The organism is Mesorhizobium waitakense (assembly GCF_056431085.1).
Window position 1 is genome coordinate 87,524 of record NZ_JBWKME010000100.1, and the last position, 16,089, is coordinate 103,612.

Here is a 16,089-nt window from a genome sequence, read left to right on the forward strand (position 1 = left end):
AAAAACGCACGCCAACAGTAAGAACCACACGGACGGGAAAAATGCTCCACACGATTTCGGCCTTCGACCGTCTGGGCGAGGAAAACGCCTTCGCCGTGCTCGCGCGGGCGACAGCACTCGCGAGCCAAGGCCGCGACATCGTCAACCTCGGCATCGGCCAGCCCGACTTCAAGACGCCGCAGCACATCGTCGAGGCGGCGATCAAGGCGCTGCGTGACGGCCACCACGGCTACACGCCGGCCAACGGCCTGCTGGCGACGCGCGAGGCGGTGGTGCGGCGCACGCTGACCACCACCGGTGTCGAGATATCGCCTGAAACGGTGATGATCCTGCCCGGCGGCAAGCCGACCATGTTCGCCGCGATCCTGATGTTCGGCGAGCCTGGCGCCGAGATCCTGTATCCCGATCCGGGCTTTCCCATCTACCGCTCGATGATCGAATTCACCGGCGCAGCGCCGATCCCGGTGCCGATGCGCGAGGAGAACGGCTTTGCCTTCTCCGCCGAGGAGACGCTGGCGCTGATCACCTCGAAGACCAGGCTCTTGATCCTCAACTCGCCGGCCAATCCGACCGGCGGTGTCACGCCGCGCGCCGAGATCGAGAAGCTGGTCGAGGGGCTGGAGAAACATCCGCAGGTCGCCATCCTCTCCGACGAGATCTACGACGTCATGACCTATGACGGCGAGACGCATTGCTCGCTACTTGGCTTTCCCGAGATCCGCGACCGGCTGATCGTCCTCAACGGCTGGTCGAAGACCTGGGCGATGACCGGCTGGCGCATGGGCTGGTCGATCTGGCCGAATGGCGACGAGGGCGCCCATCTCTACGACAAGGTGCGCAAGCTGGCGGTCAATTGCTGGTCCTGCGTCAACGCGCCGAGCCAGTTCGCCGGCATTGCCGCCATCGACGGCCCGCAGGACGATGTCGACAAGATGATGCGCGCCTTCGATCGTCGCCGGAAGATCGTGGTCGAGGGGCTGAATGGCTTGCCCAACATCTCCTGCATCACGCCCAAGGGTGCCTTCTATGCCTTCCCCAACGTGTCGAAGACCGGCTGGAAGGCAAAAAAGCTCGCCTCGGCGCTGCTCGACGAGGCCGGCGTGGCGCTGATCGGCGGTCCCGATTTCGGCATTCTCGGCGAGGGCTACATCAGGCTCTCCTACGCCAACTCCGAGGAGAACATTTTGCGAGCGCTGGAGCGGATCGGAACGTTCCTGGCGAAGTGAGGCTCAGCCTGCGCTGTCTATGGATATTCACGACCGGAGAAAGTGACATCGGATGTTCTACGCAATCCTCGCCTATCACGTGGAAGATGCGATCAAGGCGTTGACGCCGCGGGAAGATGCGGCGCTGATGGCCGACCTGCTGAAGATCAACACCCGGCTTCATGAGGAAGGCACGCTAGGTCCGTCCGCGCGTCTGGGAGCGACGCAGGATGCCTTCACCCTGCGCGGCCCGGGTGACGGCGTGGTCATCGACGGCCCTTTCGCCGAGACCAAGGAACAATTGCTCGGCCTCTATGTCGTCGACTGCGCCACGCGGGACGAGGCCATCGCGATCGCCCGCGACCTTCGCAGTGTCAATCCGACCGCCGTCTACGAGATCAGGCCCATTCTGCTTTTCAAGCCCGGCGCGCCGCTGGCGGGCAAATGAGCCAGCGGCGGAGGCCCTGCCAGCGTCCGCTGCTCACCCACGCCCGACGAACGGCATCTTGGTGGCCATCACCGTCATGAACAGCACATTGGCGTCCAGCGGCAGGCTGGCCATGTGGACGACGGCGTCGGCGACACGCTGGACGTCCATCACCGCTTCGGCAGCGATCGAGCCGTTGGCCTGCGGCACGCCGACAGTCATCGGCTGCGCCATGTCGGTCAGCGCATTGCCGATGTCGATCTGGCCGCAGGCGATGTCATAGGGGCGGCCGTCGAGCGCCAGTGTCTTGGTCAGGCCGGTGATGGCATGCTTGGTCGCCGTGTAAGGCACCGAGCCCGGGCGCGGCGCGTAGGCCGACACCGAGCCGTTGTTGATGATGCGGCCACCCATCGGCCGTTGCTTGCGCATGGCGCCGAAGGCGGCACGGGCGCACAGGAACGAACCGGTGAGATTGACGCCGACGATATCGTTCCACACCTCGACCGGGATCTCGTCGATCGGCGTCGATTTGTAGCCCATGCCGGCATTGTTGAAGAGCAGGTCGACGCGGCCGAAGGCCTCCGCCACCGTCTCGAACAGATCATCGACCTCGCCGGCCTTGCTGATGTCGCAGGCAACCGCCAATGCCTTGGCCTCGGTCGGCCCGGCCGCGGCGACAGCGGCATCCAGCACGGATTTGCGGCGTCCGCAGAACACAGTGTTCCAGCCGGCCTTGAGCAGCGCCGTGGCGACGCTCTTGCCGATGCCCGTGCCGGCGCCGGTGACGATGGCGGTTCTTTGCTCGGTCATGGCTGTTGTCCTCAAGCGGCGCTGCGTGTGCTCGACTGATTTTCGGGGTTTGTCCTCAGGAGAGAAGGCATCGCAAATGACGGCAGCGATGGCAAGCCGGACCACCATAGCTGGTCTCGAAAAATGGAATCCGGTTTTCGGAAAAGATCCTGCTCAAACGAACAGGCAGGGCCCGACAAAAAGGGCGGTCATTGGCGACCGCCCTGATCTGAACCGGGCTTGGGAGGAGGAAAAAACCGGTCCGACTGAGTAGAATCATGCGCTTCCTGAGTTAATGGAGGGTTAACCCCGGAAAGGCGATCTGTGCCGATTTGGGCTACCAGCGCGGGTTGGGTGATGTCCCAGCCTTGGCCGGCACCTTGGCTGCCGAAACCGTCGCCTCGACGTGATCGACCAGCGCATCCGGCAGGCCAAGCCGGCCGGCAAGCAGATTGAGATAGCCGCGCTCGGCGCGGGTGTCGGGATCGATGGTAAGGCGCGACGCGGTGTAGAGTTCGAGCTTCTGCGCATCGGTCTTGGCGCCGGCTACCAGCATGTCGAGGTCGAGCGGGCTCTCCAGCTCCTTCATCAGGAATTTCTCGGCATCGGAGCCTATACCGGCAAGGCTGAGCTTGCCGGCGATCTTCTGACGCTCGTCGTCGTCGATATGACCGTCGGCCTTGGCCGCCGAGATCATCGCCCGAACCAGGGTCAGCGTGAATTCGTCCTCGCCTTGCGGCGCCTGCGACGGGTGGAAAGCGGTGTCCTTGGGCGGCGGCAACAATTCCGGTTCGCCGGTCGCGGGCGCTTCCGCCGGCGCGTTGCCGGCCTTGTAGTTCTGGTAGGCCTTGTAGGCGAGGCCGCCGATCGCGGCCAGTCCGCCAAGCTTCACCGCGGCGCCTGTCACCTCGCGGCCGGCACCGGTCCCGAGCAGCACGGCAGCGAGCGCGCCAGCGGCCAGCGGGTTGTCCTTGGCCATCTGCACGGCCTGGCCCGCCTTGTCCCGGACGGTGCCGCTGGTGCCGGGAATTTGCGAGCCGAGCAGATCGTCGAGAAGCTTCTTGGGATCGAACATTCAATGCCTCCAGGATTTGCCCGGCCGAACGGGCAGGTTTCGAACGCCGAAGAGGTAGGCCCCGCACTTTGACATTACAATGACGGATCCTTCGGGACAGATCCCTCGCGGCGAGTGGCCGAAGCCCGGATCAGGATCCGATATGCCGGCCCCTGCCCCGCACTTGCGCAAGTTCGACCTGGCGCTGACGCTCGGCGTAGCGCTGGCGGTCCTCGTCGGAACGCGCATCGAAACAATGCGGACATGATACGCCGGTGGCGAATTTCGGTGACGCCAGGTCGCCCGGCGTCAGCGGATGGCGGCAGGCGCGGCAGAGTTCGGCGTCGCCCTCGGCAAGGCCGTGCGACACCGAAACGCGTTCGTCGAACACGAAGCACTCGCCTTGCCACAGGCTCTGTTCGGCCGGAACCTCCTCCAGGTATTTGAGGATGCCGCCCTTGAGGTGGAAGACATCGTCGAAACCGAGCGACTTGACGTAGGCCGTCGCCTTTTCGCAGCGTATGCCGCCGGTGCAGAACATCGCCACCTTGCGGCCCTCAAGTTCCGCCCTGTTTGCTTCCACCCAGGCCGGGAACTCGCGAAAGCTTGCCGTTGCCGGATCGACCGCGCCCTTGAACGTGCCGATCGACACCTCATAGGCGTTGCGCGTGTCGATGACGATTGTATCGGGCTCGGATATCAGCGCGTTCCAGTCGGCCGGCGCGACATAGGTGCCGGCGCTCGTCGCCGGGTCGATGTCGCCGACGCCCATGGTGACGATCTCGCGCTTCAACCGCACCTTCATCCGGTGGAACGGCGTTTCTGCTGCGCTGCTGTATTTGACCTCGAGGCCGGCGAGCCCTTCGATGGCTTCGAGATAATCGATCAGTTCGGCGATCGCCGCCTCGCTGCCCGCGACGGTGCCGTTGATGCCCTCGCGCGCAAGAAGCAAGGTGCCCTTGATGCCACACCCGCAACAGAAAGCGGCGAGCGGCGCGCGCAATTCGTCGAAGGCGTCGAGCCGGGCAAACCGGTAGAGCGCGGCGACACGGATGGGGCCTGTCAGCGTGGACAATGTCATTGTCAAGCCAACTAGACGCTCATGGCAGCCGATTCAAGGCGCACCGGCTTCATCAGCCCGTCATCGCTTTGATGGCAATGGCCGGTATCATCGCCCCACGGCGCGTGACATCGCGACACGCTTCGTTTCATGGACAGAAAAACACCCGTCTGCTAATCGGTTGAATTGTCCCACGATACGGAGAGACAGATGCCCAGCAAGACCGAAAAACTCCTGTCGCTCCTCAACGGCCAGCCGGTCATCCCGGTGCTGAAGATCGCCAATGTCGATGATGCCGTGCCGCTGGCCCGCGCTCTGGCGCGCGGCGGCCTGCCGGCGATCGAGATCACGCTCAGGACCGCCGATGCACTCGAAGCGATCCGGCGGGTCGCGGCTGAAGTCGAGGACGCCATCGTCGGCGCCGGCACCATTCTCGATGCGCGTCAATTCGAAGAGGCGGCGGCAGCGGGCTCGCGCTTCATCGTCAGCCCCGGCATCACCCGCGAGCTTCTGGCGGCAGCGGCCGACAGCGACGTTCCGCTGCTGCCCGGCGCCATCACGCCTGGCGAGATCATGGCCGCTCGGGAAGCCGGCCTGCGTTTCCTCAAATTCTTCCCGGCCGAGCAGTCGGGCGGCATCGCATCGCTGAAGGCCTTCGCCTCGCCGCTCGCCGATGTGAAATTCTGCCCGACCGGCGGCATCACCGGCAAGAACGCGGCCGAGTATCTCAGCCTGCCCAACGTCGTCTGCGTCGGCGGCTCCTGGGTGGCTCCGGACGACATGGTCAAGGCCGGCAAATGGGATGAGATCGAGGCTCTCGCACGCGCGGCGAGCAAGCTGGCAAAATAAGGCTTTCGGCGCGGCATGAAAAAACCGGCCGACTTGCGTCGACCGGGTTCTGCCGATTGAGTTTCGTGCCGATCAGTTGCAGATCCTGATCTTTTCCACGACCTTGCGGTGGTGAGCCCAATGCGTGACCACCTTGGTCCGGCAGTGCTTCCTCATCATGTGCATATGGTCGTGGGTCTTGACGACAACGGTCGCTGCCTGCGTGGGAGCGATGGCCGCTGAAGCAGTTGCCAAAGCAATGACCGATGCCAGTAGAATGTTCTTCATGGATATCCCCGGGTTTGAACGAACAGGGGAGAAACCCTTGAAGGACTGAGCAAGTTCCAAGCTCACGGCAATGTCAGACCGGCGTGATCGCGGCCAATGGCGGCGGCGCCATTGGCCCCGCCTGCGCAACAAAAAAGCCGCGCAGGTTGCCCGACGCGGCTTTGTCGATCGACTGGTCTCTTACTTGGTCTGGAAGCGGGCGACCGACAGGAACTTGACGGCGTTGCCAGTGAAGCGGTTGGCATCGGCCATCTGGTCGCCAGACTGGAAGCCAGCCGTGTAGACCTCGCTCGGCGGCGTATGCACGATGCTGTAGGCGTAGCCCGGTGCTGTCGTGGCGCTTGAAACGGTGGCGACATGTTCGCCGCTGGTCAGCGCCCAGCGGGCGGCCTGCGGCGCCGCGGCAACCACCATGGCCTTGGGACCAGGCTTCAAGTCGCGGGCGGTGGCTCTCGATTCCTTGCGGGTCGTCTTGACGCCAGCGCCGATCGCGGCGGCCGGATCGGTGCCGGCCGGGCGGGCAACGACAGCCTCACGCGGCGATGCGGCATCGGCGCCCGACGGATCGTTGAAGGCCGAACGCGCCTCGGACAAGGACAAGGAAGCGACCTGGTACGCGTCGGCCGCAGCACCGGCCCGGGCATTGGCCTCGTCGAGCACGGCCTTCACCTCGTCCGGCCTGGCTATGTCGGGCCGCGCGCTGGGCAGCGCCGAGAGGGCGTCGGTCGCGGCGCTGCCGCGCTCAGCCGTATCCGCCAGCGCCATCAGCACGTCCTTGCTGGGCGGCGGAGCCAGAGCGGCCGGCAGCGAATTCTCGGGGCGCCATGTCGGCAACGGTACGTTGTTGACGGCGACCTGTGCAGGGGCCGGAGCGGCCGACGGATCTGCCATGCCGAAAGGCACGTTCGCCGGCGCATGTGCTGTCGCCACGGCCTCCTCGGTGGTGGTTGCCGCATCCGCGGTCGCTGTCGCATCCGCGGTCGCTGTCGCATCCGCCATGGCGAAAGGAACGTTCTCAGGCGACTGGGCACCGACATCGGCCTTCGGCCGCGGTGCAAAATCAGGCAGCGGAATGCTGCGGGCAGGCAGCGCCGCGATGATCGTCTCCGGCGTATCCTTTTCCGGCTCCGGAGCCTGCTCCTCGGCAATTTGCGGAATCTCCGCGCGCTTTGCATTCTCCGGCGCCACGATGGCGATGCCCGGGAGGTTGCTGGTCTTGGCTGTCGCGGCCGGCTGCAGGTTTCTAGCCTTGGGCGGAGGTGCCGCCGAAGCGGTCTCGACATCGGCACTGTCGTCGGCCTCGTCGTCGCCGCCGCCGCCAAAGAAAGCCGACAGGAACCCACCTGATTTCTTGCTGCTGCCGCCGGCGCTGGCCAGTTCGATGGCCGGAGCGCCCGAACCCTTGCGCGCCTTGTAGGAGGCAAGCGCCTGTTCAAAGCCGGGCAGCGGCCTGCCGTCGCTCGGCACATGCAGCGTCTTGCCATTGGGGAACAGGCTGACCAGTTCCTGGCGGCTGATGCCGGGCCAATGGCGCACATTGCCGACATCCATATGGACGAACGGCGAACCGGATGTTGGGTAATAGCCGACGCCGCCACCCTGCATCTTGAGACCGATGTTGCGCAGCTTCTTCAGCGGCACGCCGGGAATGTAGAAGTCCATCGCCTTGCCGAGCATGTGCTGGCTCTTCTCGGCGACGCCCCTGCTGCGGCTGCGCAGCATGGAGTTCGTCGACGGCGAGCGGTAGCCGCAGACGACCTGGATGTAGTCCGTGGCACCACTTTCCCGATAGGCTTCCCAGACCAGATCCAGCAGGCGCGGATCCATCTTGGTCGGTTCGTTGCGACGCCAGTCGCGCAGAATGATGTTGATCTTCCTCAGACCCTCCGGAACGTACCGGCCATTGCGCTTGTAGACGATCTCGGCCTTCTCGTGCGTATGGAGGTGATAGAGCTTCAGCGAGCGCGTTTCGGCGCTGGCGCCGGTTGCAGCCGCGGCAACAAAACCAAATGCGACAATCAACGCCGCCAGCCATTTCGGCCAGACGCTCACGTGATGGTGCCGCCCGTTTGTGTGTCGTTCGATTCTGTTCAAATCAAAAGGCCCTGCAGGCTGCCGTTTGTCCCCGGATTTGTCCAAACGGATGTGTCGTTATCACATCCGAATATCGATCCTAATGGTTAATCATCGCTTATTGAAGCCAAAATGCGGTAACACCGTGGCGATATCCCGTCAAAAATTGTTCACCGGTTTTCTTGGTAAACCGCTGGTTTAGATCATGTTTCTGCCTTTGTTCGAAACACGATCTGTTACCGCTAGCCTTAATGCGTGAACAGGCCTGTCCATAGGCCTGCCACATTCCCGCCGAAACCCGATATAGGGCGGATTCTGGCATTGCAAGCTGGCTCCGGCCTTGCGTCCGAAGCACGAATCCCGAACCGAAGCTCGGCAAAGCGATGGTGGAAACTGGTTTTCGGGAGAGATTATGCGCTCCAGGGTGTGTCGAGATTGAGGTCAGGCTGGCATCACCTGATTCTCAACACACCTAGGAAGCGAGCCGGTCGACGCGGCCGGTCTCCGGGTCGATGCCGTATTCCTTGAGCTTCCGGTAAAGCGTCGAGCGGCCGATGCCGAGGCGGCGGGCGACTTCGCTCATCTGGCCGTTATAGTGGTCGATGGCGAGCTTGATCATCTCGAGTTCGACATCAGCCAGCGCGCGCACATTGCCGCGTTCGTCGAGCGCCCGCAACGTGCCGAAGCGAGGCTGCAGCCTGGCCAGCGGATCAGGCTCGATCGCCAGGACAGCCTCGCCTGACGAGGCTTCCTCGTCGCCCGGCTCCGTGTCCAGCGGCAAGGACGCAGACGGCGAAACGCCGTCGGCGTCGAGATTGACCGTGCCTTCCACCTGCGCCCGGATCTGCGGGAAGTCCTCGGTGGTCAGCACATCGCCTTCGCAAAGCACCGAGGCCCGGAAGACGGCATTTTCGAGCTGCCGGATGTTTCCCGGCCAGTCATAGGCCTGCAGCACGGCAAGGGCCGCAGCAGAAATCCCTTGCAGGCGATGACGCGGGTCGGCTGGCGCCACCTTCTCCATGAAATGCTTGACCAGATAGGGGATGTCGTCGCGGCGGTCGCGCAGCGGCGGCACGAAGATCGGGTAGACGTTCAGCCGATAGAACAGATCCTCCCGAAACTTGCCGTCCTTGACCTGCTGCAGGAGGTTGCGGTGCGTCGCCGAAATCAGCCTGATGTCGACCCTGACGGTCGAGCGTCCGCCGACCGGGTCGACCTCGCCGTCCTGCACGGCGCGCAGCAGCTTGACCTGCACGTCGAGCGGCAGGTCGCCGATCTCGTCGAGAAACAGCGTTCCCGAATGCGCCTCGACGAACTTGCCGGTGTGCTTCTCGGTGGCGCCGGTGAACGAGCCCTTCTCATGGCCGAACAGGATCGATTCGACCAGATTGTCGGGAATGGCGCCGCAATTGACGGTGACGAAGGGTTTTGAGCGGCGGTCGCCGCTGCCCTGGATGGCGCGCGCCACCAGTTCCTTGCCGACGCCGGACTCGCCCTCGATCAGGATCGGGATGTTGGATGCCGCCGCCTTCTGGCCGAGGCGGATCACCCTGTCCATGGCCGGGCTGTGCGTGACCATGTCTTTGAAGGTCAAAAGCCCGCCACGCCGGCGCGACGTACGCTTGACCTCGCCCTCGACCGCCTCGACCTTGAGCGCATTGGCGATCGACGCCTGCAGCCTGTCGGGAGAGGCCGGCTTGACGACGAAATCGAAGGCGCCGTGACGCATAGCCGAAACCACGGTCTCGATGCCGCCCTGGGCGGTCTGCACGATGGTCGGGACATTTATGTCGCGCTCGCGCATCGCCTTCAGCACGCCGATGCCGTCGAGACCGGGCATGACCAGATCGAGGATGACCACCGAAACGTCGCGGGCGCCGGGCCCGTCGAGGACATCGAGTGCGGCCGCGCCGCCGTCGACGACGGTTGCCGCATGGCCGAACCGCGTCACGGCTGCTTCGAGCAGCCGGCGCTGCACGGGATCGTCATCGACTATGAGTATGGAACCTGTCATGACTGGTACGACTATGCCCGCCCGAGGAATTCTGCCCTGTGGACCATCTTGGCACAGGGTTCTAAATAAGGTTTCAAAAAACCCGGTGAATGAATTCCTTAGGATTTGACCGGCTTCTCTTTTCCCCTTTGAACCTCGGCCACGGAAGGTATCGGCGATGCACATGGTTTCTGGGCACATGGATTCTGCTCGGCGGCTGACGGCGCCAGCCTCCGGTCAGGGCGCGGCCGAGCTTGGCGACCTGCCGGAATGGAACCTTGCCGATCTCTATGCAGGCATGGAGGCGCCGGAACTGAAGCGGGACATCGCCAAGGCCGCAGCCGACGCGATCAGCTTCGAGAGCCGCTGGAAGGGTACGCTGGCCGCCGAGGCCGAGCGTGGCAGCGCCGGCAGGCTGGGCGAGGCGCTTGTCGCCTACGAGGCCCTGGAGGAACTGATTGGCCGCATCGTCTCCTATGCCGGGCTGGTCTATGCCGGAAACACCGCCGACCCTCAGCGCGCCAAGCTCTATGGCGACATCCAGGAGAAGATGACCGACGCCAGCGCGCACCTTCTGTTCTTCGCGCTCGAACTCAACCTGATCGATGACGGCGCGATCGAAGGCGCGCTTGCCGGCGATCCCGCGTTCGGCCACTACCGGCCCTGGGTTCTCGATCTGCGCAAGGACAAGCCCTACCAGCTCGAAGACCGCGTCGAGCAGCTTTTCCATGAGAAATCGATCACCGGACGCGGTGCCTGGAACCGGTTGTTCGATGAGACGATGACCGACCTTCGCTTCGATATAGACGGCGAGGAATTGACGCTCGAGCCGGCGCTGAACCGCTTGCAGGATGCCGACGGCGACGTGCGCCGGCAGGCGTCCGAGGCGCTGGCAGCGACCTTCCGCAAGAATCTGCGCACCTTCACGCTGATCACCAACACGCTGACCAAGGACAAGGAGATTTCCGACCGCTGGCGCGGCTTCGAGGACATCGCCGATTCACGCCACCTCGCCAACCGCGTCGAGCGCGGTGTGGTCGACGCCCTGGCATCCGCCGTTCGCGACGCCTATCCGCGCCTGTCGCACCGCTATTACCAGATGAAGGCGCGCTGGCTGGGCATGGAGGTGATGAACCACTGGGACCGCAACGCACCGTTGCCGGATACGCCGCAGGCGATCATCGGCTGGGATGAGGCCAGGAACACCGTGCTCTCCGCCTATCAGCGCTTTTCGCCCGACATGGCGGAAATCGCGCGAACCTTCTTCGACCGCAACTGGATCGACGCGCCGGTGCGTCCGGGCAAGTCGCCCGGCGCCTTCGCGCATCCGACCGTGCCGTCGGCGCATCCCTATGTCCTGCTCAACTACATGGGCAAGCCGCGCGATGTGATGACTCTGGCGCATGAGCTCGGCCACGGCGTACATCAGGTGCTGGCCAGCGGCCAGGGCGCGCTGATGGCCTCGACGCCACTGACGCTAGCCGAGACGGCATCCGTCTTCGGCGAGATGCTGACCTTCCGCTCGCTGCTCGACCAGACGACCGACAGGCGAGAGCGCAAGGCCATGCTCGCCCAGAAGGTCGAGGACATGATCAACACGGTCGTGCGCCAGATTGCTTTCTACGAATTCGAGCGCAAGGTGCATGCCGAGCGCAGGAATGGCGAACTGACCTCCGACAGGCTCGGCCAGTTCTGGCTGGAAGTGCAGGCCGAAAGCCTCGGGCCCGCGATCAAGTTGCGCGAAGGCTACGAGGTGTTCTGGACCTACATCCCACACTTCATCCATTCGCCCTTCTACGTCTATGCCTATGCTTTCGGCGACTGCCTGGTGAACTCGCTCTACGCGGTCTACCAGAATGCCGAGCGCGGCTTCCAGGACAAGTATTTCGAAATGCTGCGCGCCGGCGGTACCAAGCATCATTCCGAGCTCCTGGCGCCCTTCGGCCTTGATGCCACCGACCCCGCCTTCTGGCAGATCGGGCTAGGCGTCATCAGCGGCCTGATCGACGAGCTGGAAACACTCGACGCTTGAACGCGCCCGTAGATCTCATCTGCTCGCAAAACAGTCTAGCCGGGATGCATATTGGGACGGCTTATTCTTGGTCCAAATATCCGTTCTTGAAGTACTCTCCATGGAAGTTTTCCGATAGCTTTCCACAAGCCCTATGATAGCCTTCCTTCCAAGCTCAGCCGGAGCGCATGCGGATCGGCGAGGGAAAGTCTCAGCTGGCCGCAGCGCCTCGGCGAACGCGACAACGGCCGTTGGCCATGGCAGGCAAAGCCGATCGCCGACAGCTCCAACCGAAGCCGGCTGTTCTGCGAACCAGCGGAACCACCATCGACTAGTCATTCGCCGAAGGTCATGAACCCATGCCACGGCAGACGGATCTGATTGGAGAGAGAGACAATGGGCACTTTTTTCTACATGCTCCTGGCGTTCCTGGTAGGCGTGTTGGTGGGCTGGTTCCTCTGGGGACGCCTGCGCGGTGAACTCGACAGCTTGCGCGGCGACCTCGACCGCACGCGCAGCGAGCGCGACAGGCTGCGCGCCGACAACGACCGCTTGACCGGTGAGCTCGATGCATGCGGCAAGACCCGCACCGACCTTGAGCGCCGGCTGCGCGAAGCGCAGGCAACGCCAGCTGCAGGAACTGGCGCCGCAAAGGCCGCGAGCCCGGCGCCAGCTGCCCTGATGTCGACGCCAGCCGCGGCCAAATCGGTGCCGGCAGCGGCCAAACCGGTGCCAAAGAAGCCGGCGGCGGCCAAGGCAGCGCCCGGTGCCGCCAAGTCCAGCCCACCGAAGTCCGGCGCCCCCAAGGCCAGCGCTCCAAAGGCGAGCGCCGCACCAAAAGCGGCAGCACCGGCGAAAGCCACGGCGGCCCAGCCAGCAGCAGCCAAGCCAGCAGCGGGCAAGCCCGACAATCTGCGCCGGCTGATCGGTATCGGCCCGGTCAACGAGAAGCTGCTCAAGGCACAAGGTGTCACCAGCTTCGCCCAGATCGCCGCCTGGACAGCCGCCGATATCAAGCGGATCGAGGATGTCATGAACTTCGACGGCCGCATCGCGCGCGAACGCTGGATCGAGCAGGCCAAGCTGCTTGCCGCCGGCGACGAGGCGGAATTCGCCAAGCAGTTTCCGACAGCGGGTACCGCCAGCAACACCTGATCGGCGGAAGCAAGATTTATGACAAACGGCGGTGCCCAAGGCGCCGCCGTTTGCTTTTGGCCGCAATGTCGACCCGGAGTTGGCCCAGGGATTGGCCCACAGGTCGGCCCAGGAGGTCGGCTTTGAGGGCCAGCGTGCCGTTCCCTCGATTGCGCGCGAGCGGCCCCCCATATAGAGCGGTCGACGGCTTCATTGAGCGCAGCATTCGAGTCCCATGTCCCTGCCCGCCGCAATTTTCCGCAATGACGAAAGCGCGCGCCAGCTCGTCTTCGACCGGCCGGCCGACATCATCGTGGCGCATGAGGCAGAGGCCTTCCTGCCGGCGCTGGCGGCGGCCCAGGCGGCGCACGACGCCGGCAAATGGTTGGCCGGCTATTTTTCCTATGAAGCGGGTTATCTGCTCGAACCGAAGCTTGTTCCCTTGCTGCCGAAAGGGCGCCGCGCTCCACTCGTTTGCCTTGGGGTTTTCGATGCGCCGGTCGAAGAGGCGGTGCCGCCCCGCAACGCAGCGGCGACCAATGGCCCGATCTTCGACGCGCGGGCGACATGGTCGCTCGATGATTACGAGAAGCGGTTCTCGCGGCTGCACCAGCACATCAGGCAAGGCGACTGCTATCAGGGCAACCTGACCTTTCCCATTCATGCCCAATGGTCGGGCGACCCGCTCGCCGCCTTCGATGCGCTGACCGAACGCCAGCCGGTGAAATATGGCGCGCTGGTCTCGCTCGGTGATCCCATCGTGCTGTCGCGTTCGCCCGAACTGTTCTTCGAGATCGACGCCGCAGGCACGATCGAGACGCATCCCATGAAGGGCACCGCACCGCGCGGCGCCACCAAGGCCGAGGACGAGCGGCAGAAGATCTTCCTGCGCAACGACGAGAAGAACCAGGCCGAAAACCGGATGATCGTCGATCTCCTGCGCAACGATATTTCGCTGATCAGCGAGGTCGGCACGCTGGACGTGCCAGCATTGTTCCGCATCGAGACCTATCCGACAGTCCACCAGATGGTGAGCGACGTCAGGGCAAAACTGCTGCCGGGTCTCAGCATCCGCCAGGTGTTCGCGGCGCTGTTTCCGTGCGGCTCGATCACCGGCGCGCCAAAAATCCGTGCCATGGAAATCCTGCACGATCTGGAAGGCACGCCGCGCGACGCCTATTGCGGCGCCATCGGCTGGATCGCACCCGGCGGCACGATGCGCTTTTCCGTGGCGATCCGCACCATCTCGCTCTTTTCCGGCGGCGAGGCCGTCTACAATGTCGGCGGCGGCGTCGTCTTCGATTCGACGGCTGAGGAGGAGTATCAGGAGTGTCTGCTGAAAGCGCGCTTCGCGACGGGAACACCGCCGACTTCCAGCTGATCGAGACCATGCGCTGGGAACCCGGCTCGGGCTTCCTGCGCTTCGATCGCCACCTTGCCCGCCTCTACGGCTCGGCAGCGGAACTCGGCTTTGCCTGCGACCCGCAGAGGATCGGCGAGGTGCTGGGCAATGCGGTTAGCGGATCCGGCATCGCGTTGCGCACCCGCCTGGCTTTGTCGCGCGACGGCGAAGCGACCGCCTCGGCACAGCCCTATGAACCGCTCGCCGCCTGCAAGGTGTGGACGCTGCGGCTGGCGCGCACAAGGCTCGATTCGCACGACACGCTGCTGCGCCACAAGACCAGCCGGCGGCAGCTCTACACGCATGCCCGCTCGGAATATCTCATCAACCAGGCCGACGAGGTGCTGCTGGCCAATGAGCGCGGCGAGATCTGCGAAGGCACCATCGCCAACCTATTCGCCGATCTTGGCGATGGCATGCTGGCGACGCCGCGGCTCGACTGCGGCTTGCTGCCTGGCGTACTGCGCGCCGAGCTTCTGGATGAAGGCCGCGCCCGCGAAGCGATCTACAGCTATAGCGATCTGCAGTCGGCCAAGGCGATCTTTGTCGGCAATTCGCTGCGCGGCTTGATTCCCGCAAAGCTGGCATGACCGGGAGAATGCTATGTTCGTCGTTTCGCTGAACTACAAGGTGCCGCTGACCGAGATCGACCGCTTGCAGGCGGCCCATATCGAACGGCTGAAGGCCTGCTATGCGGAGGGCATCTTCGTCGCCTCCGGACCAAAGAAACCGAGAACCGGCGGCATCATCATCGCGCAATGCCCGCGCGAAGTGCTCGACGCCAGGCTGGCAGCGGATCCCTTCGCCATGGCAAACGCAGCCGACTATGAGGTCACCGAATTCCTGGCGAGGATGACCACCGCCGGCCTGGACGATTTCAGGGAAGCATGAGCTTTGGCCGAGGCGCTGCCCACCCATACGCCCTATGACGGCTCGTCGAAACTCTTCAGCATCGGCCTGAAGCCGCTCGATCCGGCAGACTGGATCGAGGTCGACGACCTTCTGCTGCCGTATCTCGCCGAGAAGCGCCGGCTCTATGCCGAGATCCCCGAGCGGGTTTTCGTCGAGGAGGACGGCACGCGGGACGCCCAGCAGGAAGTGCTGGAATTGCTCGGCACGCATCTGCCGGAGAGATTTCCCGACACCTATCGGCGCACCGACGCAGGCGTCGAAATCGTGGGCACGGAGAGCCATTTCACCATCCCTTCCGGCCTCGATGGCGCACCGCTCGTCGCCGCCTCGCTGTTGGTCCAGGAAGACCTGATCCTGATGCGCCGCAACGACAGCGGCTGGCGGCTCGTCGCCGGCTCTTTGTGCTTCCCCTCATCCTGGCTGCTGGTCGAGAAGTTCGGCCGGCCGCTGCAGGATATCCACGCGCCGGTGCCGGGCTTCGGTCCGGGTACCCGCCCAGCCGAGCTGATCAACCGCATGTTCGACGGCCTCCAGGGCCAGGCGGTCGAGCGCTTCAACTGGTCGATCCAGGCCGACAATGCGCTCTATCATCCGCTGTCCAATGTCGAGCGCATCGACCGCGCCTCCAGCCGGCCGACACGCTTCCCCGATGGTGACGTCAGGGCGCACGCCTTCATCCGCGTCGAGCGTCAGACGTTGCGCAAGCTGCCGTCCTCGCGCGACATCCTGTTCACCATCCGCATCCACCTCGACCCGCTCGCCGTGCTGGATCGGCACCCGGACCGGGCGACGCTCGCACTGTCCTTTGCTGCCCAGCTCGAAGCGCTCGATCTCGACCAGCTCGACTACAAGGGCCTGACATCGGACCGCGACCGGCTGATCGAACGATTGAAGACAATGGCCGGCTGAAGCC

At 64.2% G+C, this 16,089-nt stretch carries 15 protein-coding genes; 9 read left to right on the plus strand and 6 right to left on the minus strand.

From position 1 onward, the window contains the following. The first annotated feature begins 41 nt into the window (after positions 1-41). Positions 42-1,226 (plus strand): pyridoxal phosphate-dependent aminotransferase, encoded by a 1,185-nt coding sequence (locus tag AC07FD_RS21415; RefSeq protein WP_478351441.1) that lies wholly within the window; start codon positions 42-44, stop codon positions 1,224-1,226. Positions 1,227-1,278: 52 nt separating this feature from the next. Continuing rightward, positions 1,279-1,653 carry a YciI family protein gene (locus tag AC07FD_RS21420; RefSeq protein WP_478351442.1) on the plus strand — a complete coding sequence of 125 codons (375 nt, stop codon included), beginning with the start codon at positions 1,279-1,281 and terminating at the stop codon, positions 1,651-1,653. Positions 1,654-1,686: 33 nt separating this feature from the next. On the opposite strand, the gene AC07FD_RS21425 is transcribed toward AC07FD_RS21420, so the two are convergent. The 3 genes from AC07FD_RS21425 to trhO all read right to left on the minus strand — a co-directional run bounded on the left by AC07FD_RS21425 (position 1,687) and on the right by trhO (position 4,556). Continuing rightward, positions 1,687-2,442 carry an SDR family oxidoreductase gene (locus tag AC07FD_RS21425; RefSeq protein WP_478351443.1) on the minus strand — a complete coding sequence of 252 codons (756 nt, stop codon included), beginning with the start codon at positions 2,440-2,442 and terminating at the stop codon, positions 1,687-1,689. Positions 2,443-2,758: 316 nt separating this feature from the next. Beyond that, positions 2,759-3,496 carry a tellurite resistance TerB family protein gene (locus AC07FD_RS21430; protein ID WP_478351444.1) on the minus strand — a complete coding sequence of 246 codons (738 nt, stop codon included), beginning with the start codon at positions 3,494-3,496 and terminating at the stop codon, positions 2,759-2,761. Positions 3,497-3,626: 130 nt separating this feature from the next. Continuing rightward, positions 3,627-4,556 carry an oxygen-dependent tRNA uridine(34) hydroxylase TrhO gene (gene trhO / locus AC07FD_RS21435; RefSeq protein WP_478351445.1) on the minus strand — a complete coding sequence of 310 codons (930 nt, stop codon included), beginning with the start codon at positions 4,554-4,556 and terminating at the stop codon, positions 3,627-3,629. 189 nt (positions 4,557-4,745) lie between these two features. On the opposite strand from trhO, the gene AC07FD_RS21440 reads away from it, so the two are divergent. Continuing rightward, entirely contained in the window at positions 4,746-5,384 is a 639-nt protein-coding gene (locus tag AC07FD_RS21440) for a 2-dehydro-3-deoxy-phosphogluconate aldolase (RefSeq protein ID WP_095084554.1), read from the plus strand. Positions 5,385-5,456: 72 nt separating this feature from the next. On the opposite strand, the gene AC07FD_RS21445 is transcribed toward AC07FD_RS21440, so the two are convergent. The 3 genes from AC07FD_RS21445 to AC07FD_RS21455 all read right to left on the minus strand — a co-directional run bounded on the left by AC07FD_RS21445 (position 5,457) and on the right by AC07FD_RS21455 (position 9,738). Then, positions 5,457-5,651, minus strand: a complete 195-nt coding sequence (locus AC07FD_RS21445) for a hypothetical protein (protein WP_478351446.1) — start codon at positions 5,649-5,651, stop codon at positions 5,457-5,459. A 180-nt stretch (positions 5,652-5,831) separates the two neighbouring features. Further along, a complete protein-coding gene (locus AC07FD_RS21450; protein ID WP_478351447.1) occupies positions 5,832-7,703 on the minus strand; it encodes a peptidoglycan L,D-endopeptidase MepK in 1,872 nt (623 codons plus the stop codon). Between the two features lie 493 nt (positions 7,704-8,196). After that, complete coding sequence (locus AC07FD_RS21455) at positions 8,197-9,738, minus strand: sigma-54-dependent transcriptional regulator (RefSeq protein WP_478351448.1); 1,542 nt, start codon at positions 9,736-9,738, stop codon at positions 8,197-8,199. A 178-nt stretch (positions 9,739-9,916) separates the two neighbouring features. On the opposite strand from AC07FD_RS21455, the gene AC07FD_RS21460 reads away from it, so the two are divergent. The 6 genes from AC07FD_RS21460 (at position 9,917) to AC07FD_RS21485 (ending at position 16,085) form a co-directional block, all read left to right on the plus strand. After that, positions 9,917-11,749: a M3 family oligoendopeptidase gene (locus AC07FD_RS21460; protein ID WP_478351449.1), complete on the plus strand. Its 1,833-nt coding sequence runs from the start codon at positions 9,917-9,919 to the stop codon at positions 11,747-11,749. 375 nt (positions 11,750-12,124) lie between these two features. Next, positions 12,125-12,883 carry a proton-conducting membrane transporter gene (locus AC07FD_RS21465; RefSeq protein ID WP_478351450.1) on the plus strand — a complete coding sequence of 253 codons (759 nt, stop codon included), beginning with the start codon at positions 12,125-12,127 and terminating at the stop codon, positions 12,881-12,883. Positions 12,884-13,097: 214 nt separating this feature from the next. Continuing rightward, positions 13,098-14,243 carry an aminodeoxychorismate synthase component I gene (locus AC07FD_RS21470; RefSeq protein ID WP_478351451.1) on the plus strand — a complete coding sequence of 382 codons (1,146 nt, stop codon included), beginning with the start codon at positions 13,098-13,100 and terminating at the stop codon, positions 14,241-14,243. Then, positions 14,192-14,854, plus strand: coding sequence for an aminotransferase class IV family protein (locus AC07FD_RS21475; RefSeq protein ID WP_478351452.1), 663 nt, complete (start codon positions 14,192-14,194; stop codon positions 14,852-14,854). The genes AC07FD_RS21470 and AC07FD_RS21475 overlap by 52 nt, the downstream gene beginning before the upstream one ends. 13 nt (positions 14,855-14,867) lie before the next feature. After that, complete coding sequence (locus AC07FD_RS21480) at positions 14,868-15,155, plus strand: YciI family protein (protein WP_478351453.1); 288 nt, start codon at positions 14,868-14,870, stop codon at positions 15,153-15,155. Positions 15,156-15,158: 3 nt separating this feature from the next. Beyond that, a complete protein-coding gene (locus tag AC07FD_RS21485) occupies positions 15,159-16,085 on the plus strand; it encodes a heme-dependent oxidative N-demethylase family protein (RefSeq protein WP_478351454.1) in 927 nt (308 codons plus the stop codon). Positions 16,086-16,089 lie beyond the last annotated feature (4 nt).

Excerpts from the sequence above, each read along its gene's own strand:
- AC07FD_RS21415 (WP_478351441.1), top strand. The coding sequence starts at position 42 with ATGCTCCACACGATTTCGGCCTTCGACCGTCTGGGCGAGGAAAACGCC.
- AC07FD_RS21420 (WP_478351442.1), top strand. The coding sequence starts at position 1,279 with ATGTTCTACGCAATCCTCGCCTATCACGTGGAAGATGCGATCAAGGCG.
- AC07FD_RS21425 (WP_478351443.1), bottom strand. The coding sequence starts at position 2,442 with ATGACCGAGCAAAGAACCGCCATCGTCACCGGCGCCGGCACGGGCATC.
- AC07FD_RS21430 (WP_478351444.1), bottom strand. The coding sequence starts at position 3,496 with ATGTTCGATCCCAAGAAGCTTCTCGACGATCTGCTCGGCTCGCAAATT.
- trhO (WP_478351445.1), bottom strand. The coding sequence starts at position 4,556 with ATGACATTGTCCACGCTGACAGGCCCCATCCGTGTCGCCGCGCTCTAC.
- AC07FD_RS21440 (WP_095084554.1), top strand. The coding sequence starts at position 4,746 with ATGCCCAGCAAGACCGAAAAACTCCTGTCGCTCCTCAACGGCCAGCCG.
- AC07FD_RS21445 (WP_478351446.1), bottom strand. The coding sequence starts at position 5,651 with ATGAAGAACATTCTACTGGCATCGGTCATTGCTTTGGCAACTGCTTCA.
- AC07FD_RS21455 (WP_478351448.1), bottom strand. The coding sequence starts at position 9,738 with ATGACAGGTTCCATACTCATAGTCGATGACGATCCCGTGCAGCGCCGG.
- AC07FD_RS21460 (WP_478351449.1), top strand. The coding sequence starts at position 9,917 with ATGGATTCTGCTCGGCGGCTGACGGCGCCAGCCTCCGGTCAGGGCGCG.
- AC07FD_RS21465 (WP_478351450.1), top strand. The coding sequence starts at position 12,125 with ATGGGCACTTTTTTCTACATGCTCCTGGCGTTCCTGGTAGGCGTGTTG.
- AC07FD_RS21470 (WP_478351451.1), top strand. The coding sequence starts at position 13,098 with ATGTCCCTGCCCGCCGCAATTTTCCGCAATGACGAAAGCGCGCGCCAG.
- AC07FD_RS21480 (WP_478351453.1), top strand. The coding sequence starts at position 14,868 with ATGTTCGTCGTTTCGCTGAACTACAAGGTGCCGCTGACCGAGATCGAC.